Source organism: Histidinibacterium lentulum (assembly GCF_003789055.1).
GTDB classification, from domain to species: Bacteria; Pseudomonadota; Alphaproteobacteria; order Rhodobacterales; family Rhodobacteraceae; genus Oceanicola; species Oceanicola lentulus.
The window spans coordinates 1-15,934 of the sequence record NZ_ML119083.1; the positions used below are offsets into that span (position 1 = coordinate 1).

19 protein-coding genes and 1 tRNA gene are annotated in these 15,934 nt (G+C 68.9%); 13 read left to right on the plus strand and 7 right to left on the minus strand.

The genetic code is table 11. The annotated features are described in order from the left end of the window. The coding region (locus tag EAT49_RS05845; protein ID WP_484132018.1) for a DinB/UmuC family translesion DNA polymerase at positions 1-645 on the plus strand (645 nt) is incomplete at its 5' end. Positions 646-700: 55 nt separating this feature from the next. Continuing rightward, positions 701-994 carry a hexameric tyrosine-coordinated heme protein gene (locus EAT49_RS05850; protein ID WP_123641374.1) on the plus strand — a complete coding sequence of 98 codons (294 nt, stop codon included), beginning with the start codon at positions 701-703 and terminating at the stop codon, positions 992-994. 2 nt (positions 995-996) lie between these two features. Here the strand turns inward: EAT49_RS05850 and EAT49_RS05855 are convergent, their stop codons facing one another. Continuing rightward, the gene (locus EAT49_RS05855; RefSeq protein WP_123641375.1) at positions 997-1,860 is read right to left on the minus strand and encodes an N-formylglutamate amidohydrolase; all 864 of its coding nucleotides are present in this window, start codon (positions 1,858-1,860) and stop codon (positions 997-999) included. 150 nt (positions 1,861-2,010) lie between these two features. Here EAT49_RS05855 and EAT49_RS05860 point away from each other — a divergent pair. From EAT49_RS05860 to EAT49_RS05880, 5 genes are all read left to right on the plus strand, one after another. Beyond that, positions 2,011-2,085, plus strand: a tRNA-Val gene (locus tag EAT49_RS05860). Between the two features lie 79 nt (positions 2,086-2,164). Next, positions 2,165-2,290 (plus strand): type B 50S ribosomal protein L36, encoded by a 126-nt coding sequence (ykgO, locus tag EAT49_RS05865; protein ID WP_111402817.1) that lies wholly within the window; start codon positions 2,165-2,167, stop codon positions 2,288-2,290. Between the two features lie 162 nt (positions 2,291-2,452). After that, positions 2,453-3,739, plus strand: a complete 1,287-nt coding sequence (locus EAT49_RS05870) for a DVUA0089 family protein (protein WP_123641376.1) — start codon at positions 2,453-2,455, stop codon at positions 3,737-3,739. Positions 3,740-3,967: 228 nt separating this feature from the next. Then, on the plus strand, positions 3,968-4,822 hold the full coding sequence (locus EAT49_RS05875; protein ID WP_123641377.1) for a hypothetical protein: 855 nt from the start codon (positions 3,968-3,970) through the stop codon (positions 4,820-4,822). A 74-nt stretch (positions 4,823-4,896) separates the two neighbouring features. Continuing rightward, positions 4,897-5,541, plus strand: coding sequence for a histidine phosphatase family protein (locus EAT49_RS05880; RefSeq protein WP_123641378.1), 645 nt, complete (start codon positions 4,897-4,899; stop codon positions 5,539-5,541). Positions 5,542-5,554: 13 nt separating this feature from the next. On the opposite strand, the gene EAT49_RS05885 is transcribed toward EAT49_RS05880, so the two are convergent. The 5 genes from EAT49_RS05885 to EAT49_RS05905 all read right to left on the minus strand — a co-directional run bounded on the left by EAT49_RS05885 (position 5,555) and on the right by EAT49_RS05905 (position 10,137). After that, a complete protein-coding gene (locus EAT49_RS05885) occupies positions 5,555-5,875 on the minus strand; it encodes a DUF3775 domain-containing protein (RefSeq protein ID WP_123641379.1) in 321 nt (106 codons plus the stop codon). A gap of 79 nt (positions 5,876-5,954) precedes the next feature. Beyond that, on the minus strand, positions 5,955-6,695 hold the full coding sequence (locus EAT49_RS05890) for an SDR family NAD(P)-dependent oxidoreductase (protein ID WP_123641380.1): 741 nt from the start codon (positions 6,693-6,695) through the stop codon (positions 5,955-5,957). Positions 6,696-6,848: 153 nt separating this feature from the next. Beyond that, entirely contained in the window at positions 6,849-8,090 is a 1,242-nt protein-coding gene (locus EAT49_RS05895) for an MFS transporter (protein ID WP_123641381.1), read from the minus strand. After that, complete coding sequence (locus tag EAT49_RS05900; RefSeq protein ID WP_123641382.1) at positions 8,087-8,842, minus strand: DUF1365 domain-containing protein; 756 nt, start codon at positions 8,840-8,842, stop codon at positions 8,087-8,089. The genes EAT49_RS05895 and EAT49_RS05900 overlap by 4 nt, the downstream gene beginning before the upstream one ends. After that, a complete protein-coding gene (locus EAT49_RS05905; protein WP_123641383.1) occupies positions 8,839-10,137 on the minus strand; it encodes an NAD(P)/FAD-dependent oxidoreductase in 1,299 nt (432 codons plus the stop codon). The genes EAT49_RS05900 and EAT49_RS05905 overlap by 4 nt, the downstream gene beginning before the upstream one ends. A 232-nt stretch (positions 10,138-10,369) precedes the next feature. Here EAT49_RS05905 and EAT49_RS05910 point away from each other — a divergent pair, with 232 nt between their 5' ends. The 6 genes from EAT49_RS05910 (at position 10,370) to EAT49_RS05935 (ending at position 15,458) form a co-directional block, all read left to right on the plus strand. Next, entirely contained in the window at positions 10,370-10,903 is a 534-nt protein-coding gene (locus EAT49_RS05910; protein WP_123641809.1) for a sigma-70 family RNA polymerase sigma factor, read from the plus strand. Between the two features lie 8 nt (positions 10,904-10,911). Next, on the plus strand, positions 10,912-11,577 hold the full coding sequence (locus EAT49_RS05915) for a ChrR family anti-sigma-E factor (RefSeq protein ID WP_123641384.1): 666 nt from the start codon (positions 10,912-10,914) through the stop codon (positions 11,575-11,577). A gap of 112 nt (positions 11,578-11,689) precedes the next feature. Continuing rightward, positions 11,690-11,890, plus strand: coding sequence for a hypothetical protein (locus tag EAT49_RS05920; RefSeq protein ID WP_123641385.1), 201 nt, complete (start codon positions 11,690-11,692; stop codon positions 11,888-11,890). A gap of 10 nt (positions 11,891-11,900) precedes the next feature. Then, the gene (locus tag EAT49_RS05925; protein ID WP_123641386.1) at positions 11,901-12,959 is read left to right on the plus strand and encodes an aKG-HExxH-type peptide beta-hydroxylase; all 1,059 of its coding nucleotides are present in this window, start codon (positions 11,901-11,903) and stop codon (positions 12,957-12,959) included. Positions 12,960-13,072: 113 nt separating this feature from the next. Then, positions 13,073-14,818, plus strand: a complete 1,746-nt coding sequence (locus tag EAT49_RS21705) for a calcium-binding protein (protein WP_185020672.1) — start codon at positions 13,073-13,075, stop codon at positions 14,816-14,818. Positions 14,819-14,897: 79 nt separating this feature from the next. Next, positions 14,898-15,458 (plus strand): hypothetical protein, encoded by a 561-nt coding sequence (locus EAT49_RS05935; RefSeq protein WP_123641388.1) that lies wholly within the window; start codon positions 14,898-14,900, stop codon positions 15,456-15,458. A 22-nt stretch (positions 15,459-15,480) separates the two neighbouring features. On the opposite strand, the gene EAT49_RS05940 is transcribed toward EAT49_RS05935, so the two are convergent. Further along, positions 15,481-15,927, minus strand: coding sequence for a hypothetical protein (locus EAT49_RS05940; RefSeq protein WP_123641389.1), 447 nt, complete (start codon positions 15,925-15,927; stop codon positions 15,481-15,483). Positions 15,928-15,934: the final 7 nt, after the last annotated feature.

Consider the following 15,934-nt stretch of genomic DNA (forward strand, 5'->3'; position numbering starts at 1 on the left):
CTCTACGCCCAGCGATCTGAGAAACGCATTCGTAGCACACATTGCGAAACGCACTCCCTGCCTCATTACAGGGATGCCTTCGCAACTCGTCAGCTCAGCCAGAAGGTGGGGCTCAGCCGCCGCTTACGCTTCGGCAGCATGGGCGAGCGCCTCTACCACCTCGCCCGCGGCGAGGACCACCGCCGCGTCAGTGCCCACGCCCCCGTCCGCGGCATCTCGAACGAGACGACCTTCGGCGAGGACACCGCCGATCCCGACATCCTCGACGGCCACATCTGGCGCATGGCCGAGAAGGTGGCGAGCCGCGCGAAAGCCCGCGACATCGCCGGCCGCGTGGTGACGCTGAAACTGAAGCGCGCGAACCACAAGCTGCTGACGAAGCGCCAGAGCCTCGCCCAGCCCACCCAGCTCGCCGACCGGATCTACCGCACCGCCCGCGCCCTCTTCGACCAGAGCGGCGACGCGGGCCCCTACCGCCTCCTCGGCGTGGGCCTGTCGGAGCTGGTGAGCGCCGCCGAGGCCGACCGCGAGGGCGACCTCCTCGACCCAGACGCCGGCCGCCGCGCCGCCGCCGAACGCGCCGCCGACGCGATCCGCGCCCGCTGGGGCGACGAAGCGATCCTGAAGGGCCGCGCCCTGCGCTGAGCGTGGAACAGAGCCGCCGCCCCCCGGTTTCCTCTCCGGAAAGGGAGGATCCGACATGACCCCACGTTTCGCCCGCACCGCCGTTCTTGCGGCCCTGCTCGCCACGCCCGCAGTCGCCCAGGACGACGCGGGCTGGCTGCCCTCGCTGATCACCGACACGCCGGAAGAGGGATTCCAGCTGGCCATCACGCTCTCGCGCACCGGCGTCACCGAGACCCAGGGCAACATGGACGTGCTGACCACCCAGCGCGAGCATTACTCCCGCGAGCCCGACGACCTGATCGCAGCAAGCCAGGTGATCGCGATACACTTCCAGACAGTCGCGGCCGCGAACGACTACTGGCGCTGAACCTACTCCGCCGCCACCGGCAGCGTCTCTGCCCGCCCGATGGCGGCGATGCCGGCGATGGCCCCCTCAAGCGCGCGGCGCACCTCCTCGAAGCAGGGAAGCGGCTCGATCGTCTTCTCGTTCATGTAGAGTCCGCGGTCGATCTCCACCTGCACGGCATGCTGCCGCCGCGAGGGGCGTCCGTAGGCTTGGGTGATGTAGGCCCCCGCGAAGGGCATGTTCCGCGCGACCCGGAAGCCCGCCCCGGCGAAGGCCGCCTCCACCGCCTCGATCACCCGGGCGGAAGCCGCGGCGCCGAAGCGGTCGCCCAGCACCACGTCCGGGCGCGCCGCACCGGCGGGGCCCACGTTCTCCAGCGCCTCGTGGGGCATGGAATGGCAGTCGATCAGGATCGCCTCGCCGAACAGCCGGTGCGACTGGTCCAGAAGCCCCTCGAGCGCCGCATGATAGGGCCGCCAGTAGCCGAGCAGGCGCGCCTGCGCCTCCTGCTGCGTCAGCTTTCCGCGATAGATCGCCCGGCCGTTGGCGACGACCCGCGGGATCACGCCGAGGCCGCTTGCGATGCGCGGATTGTGCGCGATCCTCCGCACCCCCTCGATCAGCGCGGGGTCGAGCTCCTCGGCGGCGCGGTTCAGATCGACGAAGGCCCGGGGCGCCCCGGCGGTCAGCAAGGGCGCGCCGTGGTTCGGCGCGGTGGAGAAGAGCCAGTCCACGAAGGCATCCTCCGACGACCGGATCTCGTGCCGGTCGAGCACCGCTGCGTCGAGAAAATCCTGGGGATAGACCCGCCCGGAATGGGGCGAGGCGAAGACCACGGAGGTGGTCCGGGCCGCCGGGCTCGTCAGACGGTAAGCGGGCTCGCGCATCGACTGTCCTCCAGGGGCCGAAGATAGACCGAATTCCGCGCCTGCCAAAAGCCCTTGATCTCCCCCCTGCAGTCTTTTAGGAGACCGCACACCCGACGCGGTCCGCCCGCGTCCCTTTTGTTTTGGGGGCAGGCGGTCAGGGCGAGGGAGGGGCGATTAGCTCAGCGGTAGAGCACTTCGTTGACATCGAAGGGGTCACTGGTTCGATCCCAGTATCGCCCACCATGACCACCGCCGCCCCTGCCGGGGCGTGCAACCGAAACCCAGGCGCATCGCCGCGCCGCGACAGGAAAAGAGACGCGACATGAAGGTGCGCAACTCCCTCCGTTCGCTCAAGCAGCGCCATCGCGATTGCCGCGTCGTGCGCCGCAAGGGCCGGGTCTACGTGATCAACAAGACCCAGAAGAAGTTCAAGGCCCGCCAGGGCTGATCCGCGGAGCGATCCGCGCGGGCAAGGGGCCGTCCTTTGGGGCGGCCCTTCGCGTTCGGCCCCCCTGCCGGCCATTCGCTCCGGCGCTGCGGAGAGGCTGGCCAAGTGCCGCGGCTCGGGCCTAAGGTCACCTTGATGAGACTCAGCGGGGGGACCATTTTCATGACGCTCAGAACATTGATCTGCACCACGGCCATGGCCGGCGCGCTGGCCTCGCCCGCCGCCGCCCAGGACTATTGCGGCGGTATCGGCAACGGCCAGTGGATCGGCGGCAACGAGGCCAATTCCGACATCGCCGCCAGCGACAGCTTCCGCGAGCAGCTGGCACTGGTCCTGCTGGGCAATGCCCACACCTCTCTCTTCACCCTCTCGTCACCCGCGGAGGTGCGGCTCGAGGCGGCGGGTCGCGGATCGGGGGACCCCGTGATCGAGATCCTCGACGGCTCCGGGGCGGTGATCGGCAGCGACGATGATTCGGGCGGGGGCACGTCCTCCGCGGCGCTGCTGGCGCTCCAGCCCGGCACCTACTGCGTGCAGACGACCTCCTGGGACAACTCGCCCCTGACGGCCACCGTGCGGGTGGGCCGGACAGAGCATGAGGCGCTCACCGAGGGTGGTGCGGCGCTGGCGGCGGGATCGGCCGGAACCGCGACCACGACCGACACCACGACCGACACCGCGAGCGACGCCGGAACGATGGACGCCGTCACCGACACCGAGGCCTGCGGCGGCGCGCGCATGATCGGCTCCGGCCCCATCGACGGCAGCCTCGACGCCGGCATCAGCGTCACGGAGACGATCAACGCGACCCCCAACTGGGCCTTCGAGCTGTCCCAGCCCGCCGCCCTCTCGATCACCGCGGAAAACGAGGCCGCCGATCCGGTGCTGACCCTGACCGGCGCCGACGGCAGCTTCTATGCGGAGAACGACGACTATGACGGTCTCAACAGTCGCATCGACATGACCACGCCGCTCCAGCCCGGCACCTATTGCGTGGGCCTCCGGGCGCTGTCGGACGGCGGGGTGCCCGTCACCGTGACGCTCAGCGCCTTCGATCCCGAGGCCGCGACCCGCGCGCTCTACGAGCGGGGCGAAGTGGCCCCGCCGCTGGACGGGTCCTTCCCGATCACCGATCTGGGCACCGTCTCGGCGCGCAGCGTCAGCCAGGTGCAGATGCAGGGCGACACGGCGCAGTGGTTCAGGATCGAGGTGGCCGAGACCGGCCTCTTGCTGATCGAGGGCATCGCCGCCTCCTCCGGGGACCCTGTCCTGCGACTGTTCGACGACGTCGGACGCGAAGTCGGCTATAACGACGACTACGGCCAGGGCCTGGACAGCCAGATCGCGGCGCGGGTGTTTCCTGGCACCTATCTTGTCGCGCTGATGGACATCTCCGGCCAGAGCCCGCTTCTGCGGCTGGTGATGGAGCGCTACGTGCCGGCGCAATAAGGGATGGGGAGGCGTCGCCTCCCCGTCGCCATTGTCGCTCGGACCAGTGGAGCGACAATGGCGCCCGCCACCAGGTTACACTCGGCCAGGGGAATGACAGGCGGGTCCTGAAAGGGCGCGACTCCGTTCGAATCGCGGTCCGCCAACCTGGCGGGCTGCGACAGCCTGGAGCCTTGCGCCGAACGGCGCTTCAGGGCCACCCCCGCGCGGACAGGACAGGCCCGCGCCATGGCAGACAGAAAACCCCCCGCCCCCGTCGGCCCCGACTTCGAGCCGGACGCGCTCGATGCCCGGATCACCGTTCACGAGGCGGCGCAGATCGTCGAGATCGACTATACCGGCCTGCATATCGGCAGCTCCGCCGAGGCGAACGCCTTCTACGATCGGGTCGAGCACCGCATCGACGCGTCCGGCGAGCCGCTCTGGTTCTTTCTCGCCGACACCACGGACTACCGCATCGACAGCTCGGCATGGTTCGCCTATTCGCGCCGGAGCACGGACCTGCACGAGGCCCATTCCATGGGCACGGTCCGGGTCGACCGCACGCCCGGCATGGGCGCGAAACTCGCCTCCTGGCGCGGCACGGACCGGGAGAACCCGAACCTCTTCGCCAGCCGCGCCGAGGCCTGGGAGGCGCTGCGCGCGCGGCCTTCGCTGCGGCGGCTCCGGCCGGGCCACGTTCCCAGCCATCACAAGGTCGACTTCCGCCGCCGCATCCGGCTCGATCCCGAGGCAGGCATCTGCGAGGTGGATCTCTCGGGAATCTCCTTCGAGCACAGCCGCGACGTCAACGACATCTTCAACTGGATCGAGGAGGCCGTGCGACCGACCGGCCGCCGCTGGTATTTCCTCTACGACTACGAAGGCACGCGCATCCAGCAGCCCGCATGGCTGACCTATACCCTGCGCGCCGAGGCGCTGCGTGACGCCTGGTCCCTGGGCTCCGTGCGCTATGCGGCGGGGTCGGAGACCGAGACCGACATCCGGCTGCGCGCCGAGAGCCGCACCACGCGGCCCAACATCCGCAACACCCGCGCCGAAGCGCTGGAGCGCATCGCCGAGATGAAAGCCGCCGCCGCCTGACCGTCCGCCCGGCCCGGCTGGCATCCCGCAGTGAGCCGCGCCATAAGCCCCGCAGGACGGCAAGGGGCGAGGCCATGGGCGAGATCATCCTGGTGAGGCACGGACAGGCGAATTCCGTCGCGCGGGACGAGGAGAGCTACGACCGGCTGTCGGACCTGGGCCACCGGCAGGGCGCGCTTCTTGGCGAATGGTTCAGCGCCCAGGGCCTCGGCTTCGACCATGTGCTCGCCGGGACCCTGCGTCGCCACCGGGAAACCGCCGAGGCGATGGGCCATGGCGCCGCGACAGCCGATCCCAGGCTCAACGAGATGGACTATTTCAACCTCGGCCGGGCCCTCGCCGACAGCCACGGCGTGCCGATGCCGGGCCCCGACGATTTCGCCGCCCACGTGCCGCAGGTGATGGAGGCCTGGCACCGCGCCGAGATCCGCGGCAACGAGACCTTCGCGGAGTTCGAGGCCCGGGTGACGGATGTCCTGCGGGAGGCGGCGGCGCCGGGGCGGCGCGTGCTCTGCGTGACCTCGGGCGGCGTGATCGGGATGATCCTGCGCCATCTCCTGCGCCTCGATCCGACGCGCATGGCCCATGTGCTCCTGCCGATCTGGAACACCTCCGTGCATCGCGTGTCGGTCATGCCGCACGGCACGATCCTGTCCGGGTTCAACGCGATCCCCCATCTCGAGGCGCCGGACCGGGCGCATCTGCGCAGCCATTACTAGGGCGCGCGCCGCGTCAGTAGCGGTAGAGCCCGCCCTCCGCCTCGCCCGCAGAGATGCCCAGCGCCTCGAGCCCGGCCTCGAGATGGTCGGCCAGATGCGGCGAGCCCAGAAGGTAATCCGCCGTGGGCGTCGTGGCTTCGGCCTCCGCGGTCTCCACCGCCTCCTCGAAATCCTCCGGATCGAACGACCCTCGCCCGATCCAGAAGATCGCCACCAGCTCGCATTGTTCCTCGACCGACAGCCGGTCGACGAAACCCCTGAGCTCGCTCTCGCCCCGCAATCCCTCGCGGGCGAGGATGATCACCTCGGCCACCTTGTCGGACGTGATATCCATGACGGACCTCCCTTGCCTCTTCGCGTCTGATCCTAGTCAACCCGGTCGGGCACACCTTGATCTGCCGCAAGAGGCGGGGCTACCGCTTGCGGTTGAACAGCGGGTAGTAGAGCCAGTCCGGCAGGAACTGCGAGCCGCGGAAGATCCACGACAGCGGGGCGGGATAGCTGCTCTTGAACGCATCCCCGTTCATGTGCTCGAAGAACCGCCGCGCCGCGTCCTCGGGTTCCATCCTTTGGGGCATGGCGAAATCGTTCTTGTCGGTCAGCCGGGTGCGGATGAAGCCGGGGTTGATCACCTGCACGTCGATGCCCGTCTTGCGGAAATCGGCGTAAAGGCTCTCGGCCAGAACCATCACCCCCGCCTTGGAGGGCACATATCCCTGCGCCCCGGCAAGCCCCCGGAACCCCGACAGCGAGCCGGTCAGAACGATGTGTCCCCGGTCCTTCGCCACCATCTGCGGGACGACCTGCCCCAGCACCCGGATCGCGCCCAGGAAGTTCACGTCCGCCATGGCCGTGATCTCGTCGGCGTTCCAGTCGCGGGAGCTTTGCGGCCAGTAGAGCCCGGCCAGATAGACCAGCCCGTCGATCTCGCCCACGTCCTCCGCCGCCGCCTCGACGCTCGCCTGGTCGGTGACGTCCATCGCCACGGCCCGCGACCTGCCCGGCAACGCGGCGGTCAGGTCCGTGAGGCGCTCCTCGCTGCGGGCGGAGACGATCACCTCCGCCCCGGCGCGGTTCACCGCCTCCGCGACCGCACGGCCGAGCCCCTCGCTCGCGCCCACGATCCAGTACCGCTTGCCCACCCACTCGCGCATCTCGTCGTCCCTCCGGGAATCGTTCTTCGGTCATAGACTAGGGCATGGAACGGCGAGCGCACCCCCTTCGGCACGCGGGAGGCGGGGTTTTCGCGGTGTCCGGGAGAGCAGCGCCCGAAGGTCTCGTAGGGTGGGTTTTCAACCCACCACCCCTCAGGCCCGCGACACCGCCCCGCCCTCCGGCAAGGTCAGACGCAGCAGCATCGCGATGGCGCCCAGCTTCAGCACGATGGGCAGGCCCCCGTAAAGCAGCGTCAGCACCGACAGCGCCGCGGCGGCATTCTCGCCGCCGGATTCGAAGCCCGCCACATCGAGCGCCGGCAGGAGCACCGCCGCCGCGATGGCCAGCGTCAGCTTGTTCACCAGCGACCAGAGCCCGAAGCCCTGCCCGCCCTTGGGCGCCACCTCCTCCATCCGCCGGGCGAAGAGCGCCGGCATCAGCGTCAGGTCCGCCCCGATCGCCGCGCCCGAGACGACGCAGATCACCGCAAAGGCCGTGGTATCCCCCGGCCCCAGCGTCAGCGTGATTCCGAAGGAAAGGATGGCGGTCACCATGGCGATGATCAGCGTGGGCCGGACGCCCCGCCTTTGCGCCACGGCCGACCAGGCCGGCGCCGAGACGGCGGCAGCGAGAAAGAACAGCACCAGAAGCGGCCCCTCGAAGCCCGGCGCCGCCAGGCGGCTCTCGACGAAGAAAAGGAACAGCGTGGACGACACCGCCAGAGGCATCGCGTTCACCAGCGCCAGCATGAGCAGCCGCCGCGCCAGCGCGTCGCCCCAGATCGCCCTCAGCGGCGTCGGCGCCGAGGACGCGCGCGCCGTCCATTCCGGCGCCATGCCCAGCGTCGCCACCAGAACGCAGGCGGCGAAGCCCCAGGCGAAGACGGCGAAGGGCTCCGCCACGACCCCCATCAGCGCCGTCGGCGCCACCGCCGCGACGCAGACGCCCGTCAGCGCCCCGCTCTCCCGCCAGGCCGCCAGCCGCACATGCCCTCCGGGCACCTGTCCCGCCTTGGCCACGCCCTGCCCGTAGAAGCTGATGGTCAGGAAACTGAACGCGGTGAAGAGCCCGGTCGTGGTCAGCGCGAACCACCAGACCGGGGCGAAGGGCGGCGTCACGGCGAAGAGCCCCAGCATCGACACCGCCATGACTGCCGCGCCCCCGGCGATCCACAGCCCCCGCCGCCGCTCGATCCGCTCGGCCAGCGCGCCCAGCAGCGGGTCCTGCACGAAGTCGAGACAGCGCAGGCCGAAGAGCACGACCCCGAGCAGAGTCAGGCTGACGCCGAAGGTGTCGGCGTAGTATTTCGGCGCGTAGATGTAGATCGGCAGGCCCGCCGCCGAGAGTACGGCGGCGAAGCCCGACCAGGCCGGCAGGCGGCCCGGGCGGCTCAACTCACCTCGTCCGCGGGCGGCTCGGGTCGGGCGCGGTACGGCGCGCCCTTCCACCAGAGCTTCAGCGCCTGCCAGTGGATCAGCGCCAGGACCCGGCGCGAGCCCATGGGCCGACGCAGCGCCGCCCGCAGGATCGCGCCGTTGGTCAGCGGGCGGCGCGGGCCGCGCAGGGTGGCGATCAGCCCCTCCCCCTCGGCGCGGTAGTCGATGCGGATGTCGATGGCCTCGGCCGTGATGTCGAAGCGGAAGACATAGCCGCCCGCGATGGGCTGGAACGGCGAGACGTGAAAGATCTTCCGCGCCTCGAGAGTCCCGGACCCGTCGATCGGCCGCAGGTCGTCATGGCGGCAGAGGTAGGAATGCCGGTCGCCGAAAGTGTTCGACACCTCCGCGATGACCGCCCGCATCCGCCCCTCGGCGTCGTGGCAGAGCCAGAAGGACACCGGGTTGAACACATGCCCCAGCACGCGCGGCTGGGCCAGCAGCAGCACGGGTCCCGGCAGATCGAGGCCGTGCCCTGCCAGAACCCCCCGCACCCAGGCCGCGCCGCTCCCGCCCCGCGGTGCGCCGCCATGATCGCGGTCCCTCAGCGAGACCAGGTTCCCGCCGTTGCGCGAGAACAGCGCCGGCCCCCTTACCTCGGCCTCCGCATCCACGAGCACATAGTCGATCGAATAGCGAAAGCCGTTCCTCACGCCGCCGCGCCGCCCGTGGTAGGTCTCCGCGGGAATATGCTCGACGATTGCGCTCATGCCGCCTCGGCCGCCAGCGCGGCGCGCGCGTTCAGCGCATCCGCCACCTCGAGCCCCGAGGACAGCCCGTCCTCGTGGAACCCGTTCTTCATCCAGGCGCCGCAAAGCCACGTCCGGTTGCGCCCGTTCAGCTCGACCGCCCTCTTCTGCGCGGCCAGCGCCGCGAGATCGTAGACCGGATGCCGCAGTTCCACACGATCCCAGACCAGGCTCTCGTCGATGTCCCGTGTGGTGTTCAGGGTGACGAAGACGTTCTCCTCCCCCAGCCAGCGCTGGAGCGAGTTCATCCAGTAGGTCAGGTCGATTCTCGGGCTCATCTTCCGCGGGTCCTCGGTATAGACCCAGCTGGCCCAGGCATGGCGTCGCCTGGGCATGATCCGCGCGTCGCCGTGCAGCACCACCTCGTTCGGCTGGTACTTCACCGCGCCGAGGATCGCGCGCTCCTCCGGGTCCGCATCCGCCAGCAGCCGGAGCGTATCGTCCGAATGGGTGGCAAAGACCACCTCGTCGAACATCTCCCACTCCGCGCCCTCGCAGCGCAGCTCGACGCCCAGCGGGCCGCGCCGCACGCCCGCCACCGGCGTGCCCAGCCGCGTCTCGACGCCGCGCGCCTGCATCGCGGCGTCCAGCCTGCGGACGTATTCCACGGACCCGCCCTCGACCGTGTACCAGTCGTGCTGGCCGGTGGACTGCAGCAGGTTGTGGTTGTCGAAGAACCGCATCATCGTTTCGGCCGGAAAATCCAGCACCTCGGCCTTGGGCGTGGACCAGATCGCGCCGGTCATGGGCAGGAGATAGCGGTCGCGGAACCAGCCGCCCAACCTCAGCTTGTCCAGAAGCCCGCCGATGGTCAGTCCCGGCTCGCGGCTCGCCTCCAGCGCCCGCGCATTGAAGCGCAGCAGGTCTGCCATCATCCGCAGGTAGCGCGGATCGACGAGGTTCGACGGCTGCGCCATCAGCGCGCGCGGCGACTGCAGCCCGTATTCGAACCGCCCGCCGCCGAAACTGGCCCCGAAGGACATGTTCGACAGGCGCACCGGAACGTCCAGCGCCTGGAACAGGGCGACAAGATTCGGATAGTTGACGTAGTTGAACACGATGAAGCCGGTATCCACCGTCAGATCGCCGGCCCGCCCCGCCGTCCTGGTGCGCGCATGGCCGCCCAGCCGCGGCTCGGCCTCGATCAGCACCACGCGGTGACGCTCGGCCAGCCGCCAGGCGGCGCCCATCCCCGATATCCCCGCTCCGACGACGGCAACAGTCTTGGGCACGGCGGCCCCGGTCTCGAATGGCATATGTGCTTCCCTGTCTTTCCCGTTCCTTTACGGGCACGTCCGCGCGCCGGATGAAACAGGAAAAACGCAGGCGCCTCGTGATCCGGTGCCGGATCGCCTGCGTAATGACACCATGTTGACGAGGGAAATGCCTGTCGCCACACCTGAACCCAGTGCATGGGCCCCGTCCGCTCTGCGGATGGTCCCGGCATCGCCGTCGCAGCGAAGGGGTCGGGCGTTGAAATCTGTCGACATGGCCGGAGCCGCCTGGGTGGCCGAGGTCGAGGCGATCCGGGACAGCCGGGATCAGGCCGCCTTCGCGGCCCTGTTCCGGCATTTCGCGCCCCGGGTCAAAGCGTATCTGATGAAGTCCGGGTCCGCCGCGGACGTGGCCGAAGAGGTCACGCAGGACGTGATGGCGACACTCTGGCGCAAGGCGCATCTCTTCGACCCCGGCAAGGCGAGCGTGAGCACCTGGGTCTTCACCATCGCCCGGAACAGGCGCATCGACCTGATCCGCCGCAACCAGAGGCCCGAGCCCGAGGATCTTCCCTGGGGGCCCGAGGACGAGCCCGATCAGGCCGAGGTCATGGAACTGCAACAGGATACGGAGCGGCTCGGCCGCGCGCTGAAGGAGCTGCCGGAGAAGCAGCGGGTGCTGATCGAACGCGCCTATTTCGGCGAGCTGAGCCATTCGGAAATCGCGGAGGAGACGGGGCTTCCGCTCGGGACGATCAAGTCCCGCATAAGGCTGGCGCTCGAACGGCTGCGCCACGAGATGAGATGAGGGACAACATGAGGGACCGGATCACGCATCACCTGACGGATGGCCTGATCATGGGCTATGCCGCGGGCACGCTGCCGGAGGCATTCGACCTGGTGGTCGCCAGCCACATTTCGATGTGCGACGAATGCCGGGCAAGGCTTGCCGCCTACGACGCCGTGGGCGGCGCGGTGATCGACTCGACAGAAGGCGCGGAACTGGCGGAGGACAGCTTCGCCTCGACGTTGCGCCTGATCGAGGCCGAGAAAGCCGCCGAACCGCCCGCGCCATCCTGGGGCGGGATCGCGGCGGGCGGCGTGCTGCCCGCCCCGGTGCAGGCCTATGTGGGCGGCGACGTCGACGCGGTGAAATGGCGCCGCCTAGGCGGCGGCGTGTTCGATTCGGTGATCCGCACCTCCGACGGCGAGGCCACGGCCCGCCTGTTGCGCATCGCCCCGGGCAAGGCGGTGCCCGACCATGGCCACGAGGGCAGCGAACTGACCCTGGTCCTGCAGGGCGCCTTCTCCGACGCCGCCGGCCGTTTCGGTCCGGGGGATGTCGAGGTTGCGACCGAAGAGGTCGAACACACCCCCATCGCCGAAGAGGGCGACGTGTGCATCTGCCTTGCCGCGATGGATCATCCCCTGAAGTTCAGCAAGTTCCTTCCGCGCCTCGCCCAGAAGGTCATGAGGATCTGAGACGACCGGTCCTGCAGCGCATCCGCGACTGGCCGCAGCGCGGTCGCCTTTGCCGTTGACCGGGCGTGTCCCGCCGGGCCATCCTCTCGCTGAGTTCAGGAGGACCACGCCGATGACGGATCGTACCGACGCGATGACATGTGACGCCATCGCCCTCGACCACACGAAGCTTCTTGGCTACTGGCTCCTGCCCCAGGACCGGCTCACGCTGTCCGGCGACGGGCAGCAGGTCGTCAATCTGAAGATGGGCACCAAGGGCAACGGAACGAAGTTCTTCGGCGGCACTGCCGGGATCCGACGCCGCGCCGACTGAGCGGCCCGCCTTGGAGCCCGAAACCGAGATCCGGTCCGACGGAGCGGGCCAGGCGGACGTCGGCTCGCACGGCGCGGTCGTGGACCGGCTGAGTTTCGCACCCTCCGGCCTTCGGGCCCGTGCGCTGGACGACTGGATGCACCGCGCATTGTGCGACAGCCTCGCCCATGTGGCGGAGCGCTGTGCCACCCGCGCCCCTGTCATCACCGAGATCCTTGGGCCGACCGTGGCGCATCTGCGCGCGGGCGGGCGCATGCGGCCCGAGGGCTTCGGGACCTACTATGACATGGTCGAGTGCGTGTCATCGGGTCAGCTCGATCCCGCATCGACATGGGCCCGCGCGGTCGCCGCTGCGGCAATCCCGGCGTCGGGCGACCGCTGGCCGGTTCTTGCCGCGGGCGCCCCCGACTGTGCGACCCTGGAGTCCGCCTTCAAGCGCCGCATGAGCGAGCGCGAGCGCGCTCTCTTCGGTCCGGTCGACGAGGACACACGCTCTGACTTTGCCCTGCGGCTTGACGAGGGGCTCGACCTTCTTGCCCGCGGCGTCCCCGAAATGCATGCCGAGATCCGGGCGATCATCCGGACCGTACTCCTCGCGCAGGCCCCCGAGGATTCGGAGCTGGAGTTCGACGGCGCCTCTCATTACGAGCTCTGGGGCCTCGTCCTTCTGAATCCGCGTTTTCACGACAGCCGCCTCGCCGTGGCGGAAGTCCTGGCCCACGAATGCGGCCATTCCCTTCTGTTCGGCATGATGGGCAAGGAACTGCTGGTCGAGAACCCCTACGAAGACACGTTTCCCTCCCCGCTGCGCCCCGACCCCCGCCCCATGGACGGGATCTTTCACGCCACTTTCGTCTCTGCCCGGATGGCCTTCGCCATGGAGCGTCTGGCCGCAAGCGCGCATCTGTCGCCGGAGGAACGCGACCGGGCCCGAGAGGCGGCCGAACGGGATCGCGCGAATTTCGCATCGGGCGACAGCGTGATCCGGTCCGACGGGCGCCTGACCGAGACCGGCGCGCGCATCATCGAGGACGCCCGCAGATGGATCGCCGCCTCGGCGACCGGCTGATCCGCCGGATCACCGGCGCCACCCCAAGGCTCGAATGAAATTGACATAAGGTCAACAGAGCCGGACTTATGCTCGGGACACACGTTCCCTCCAGCGCCGGGCGATACAATCCCATGACCTTGACCATTGACCTGTCGACCAGCCAGCGCGGCGTCGACATGGCCCAGCTCTTCAAGCTGCAGAGCCCGCTCAACGGCACAATCGCCGATACGATGAATTTCCGGGCAGGACCCTTCGTCGTCAGGTGGAGGGAACTCGCCTCCGTCGACGGGGAGGGGAACAGGACATTCAGCACGGTCAGCTTCCCCGTCGGCCCCGCGCTGGAGGACATCTATTTCTGGGATACGTTGGCTTCTCCTCCGTCCCGTACGTCCTTGCCCGTCTATTCCGACGATCTCGGCGAGGTGTTCTACCTCAAGGGCGCGTTCCCTGAGCCGCCGAAGATCGAGGATTTCGTGAGGACGACGATCTACGCGGACTTCGAGGAACAATTCCAGAACCGGGAGGCAGCCATATCGGATCTGCGGAGTTTCGGCGACGCGCTGAATTCCTGGGTCCAGAACGTCCTCACCTCCGTCATTGACCGGATCGAGTTCCCTGGCGAAGCCTTTGCTGGACAGGCGGCCGTGACGCTCCGGTTTTCCGGGCGGACGACGGTGAACGACCTCGGGGCGAAGGTGGCGGCCAACACTGTCGCGTCTTTCGCGTCCTTTGACGAGATAACCTTCCGGGTCGACGACGACGCCCTGTTCGGGCAGGCGGTCGAGATCATCGGGACCCGTAGCGACGACCGGCTGTTCGGCGGTGCGTTCGACGATGTGATCTCCGGAGGCCTCGGCAACGATCGTATTTTCGGCGGGTTCGGATCGGACAGCCTGTACGGAGGCATCGGGCAGGACACGATCTTCGGGGGCGAGGGCGATGACTTTCTCTTCGGGGGGGTAGGAACAAACCGCCTCTACGGAGACGCGGGCAATGACGCGATCTTCTCCGGTGCGGGCGGGTCTGCCTACGGCGGCGCGGGCGATGACGACATCTTTGGCGGGGTCGGCCTCGACCGCCTGTACGGCGGCACCGGGAACGACAGGATCGACGCGAGCTTCTTCAGCGATACCGTCTACGGCGGCGCAGGGGCGGACAGCATCTCCGGCGGTGGCGGGAACGACCGTCTGTTCGGCGATTCGGGCTCCGACAGGCTGGACGGCAATGCCGGCAATGATACGCTCAGGGGCAATGCCGGAAGCGACATTCTCGACGGCGGCATCGGGGCCGATTTGCTTGATGGCGGCGCGGGCGCCGACATTGTGTTCGGAAAGGGGGGAAACGACACGATTTCGGGCGGAGACGGGTTCGACCGGCTCGAAGGCAATGCCGGAAACGACGTCATCAGTGGCAACAACGGCAATGATCTCATCTTTGGCGGGCAGGGCTTCGATCGGCTCGACGGCGGGCTGGGCGCGGACCGGATCTTCGGCGGCAGCGGCTTCGACCAGATCTTTGGCCGCGGAGGCAACGACCGCCTGTTAGGCGGATCCGGCAACGACAGGCTCTTCGGGAACGCGGGTCCCGACCTGCTCGACGGAGGGTCGGGCGATGACACGCTGACCGGTGGCCTCGGCGCCGATCGATTCGTCTTTCGCAAGGGCTACGGGCAGGACCGCATCACCGACATGGAAGAGAACGACATCATTCTGCTGGGCGCAGCATCCCTCGGCATCGCGTCGAAGGCACAGATTTCGGGCCTGATCACGGATATCGGCGGATCGTGGCGGCTGGATTTCGGAGGTGGCGACATGCTGACCGTCACGAAACTGGCGGGCGGAATGACGCTGGACGCCTCCGATTTCACCTTCATCTGACGGGCGCGCTCAAGCGAAAGGGCCAGCGGCTGCCCAGCACCCCCTTTCCCCGACCCCCGACCGTCTGTCACAAGGCCCCATGACCGCCCCGACCCTCACAGAGGATTGCGCGTCCTGTGCCGCGCTCTGCTGCGTGGCCCATGCGTTCGACGCGGGCGCCGACTTCGCCGAGGACAAGGCTGCGGACACGCCCTGCCGGCATCTCGGCGCGGGCGGACTCTGCACGATCCATGCCAGCCGCGCGGAGAGGGGTTATGGGGGCTGCATCGCCTATCACTGTCACGGCGCGGGGCAATACGTCACCCGGGTCATGTTCGGCGGCGCCGACTGGCAGACCGATCCGGCGCGCCTTGCGCCGATGACCGCTGCCTTCCGCGAGCTCCTGCCGGTTCAGCGCTGGCGCGCGATGCTCGAGACGGCGACGGCGCTCGACCTGTCCGGGGACCTCGCCGCGGAACTCGACGCGCTCCGCGCCGCCCTGCTGCCGCCCCCGGGGGAGGTCTGGACGGCCGAGGCGCTCGCCGCCCTGCGGCGGGGGCCCCTCGAGGCCCGGATCGGCGCCTTTCTCCGAGCGCTGCGCGGAACCGTGCCCGCGCCACGCACAGCCTCGGAAGCAGTGTCTCCCGAGACCCTCCGTTAACCCTTTAGTTGATATATTTCAGCTACTTGTCCAGCGTTTCATCGTGAAACGCCCCGACGGAGGCCTCCGCCCGCCAGGCGAGGGGAAGTTCCCTGTGCCCGTCGATCATGTAGCCGTCCCCGCCCGGCGACAGGTAGAACACCCGCCCCGGATAGGCTCCGCTCACCTGCCAGAACTCCACACCCCGGGTCACATGCCCGGCCCGTCCGTGGGCCGAACCGGCGCAGATGCGCGTCCCCTGACGACAGGGCACCAGTCGCCATGTCCTGAGCACCCCCTCGCGCGGATCCGGCGAGACCACCCGAACCGCGACCTCCGCGAAGGGCAGCGGCTGGTAGGCCTCCTGAAACGCCTGCCGGACAGGCGCGGGAACCCTCGTATCGGCCCGGATGCCGCCCGCCGGGTCCGTCTCGCATCCCGCGAGCAGGGCCAGTCCCGCCACCGCGATGCCCCATCTCAGGTATCCCATGCCGAGC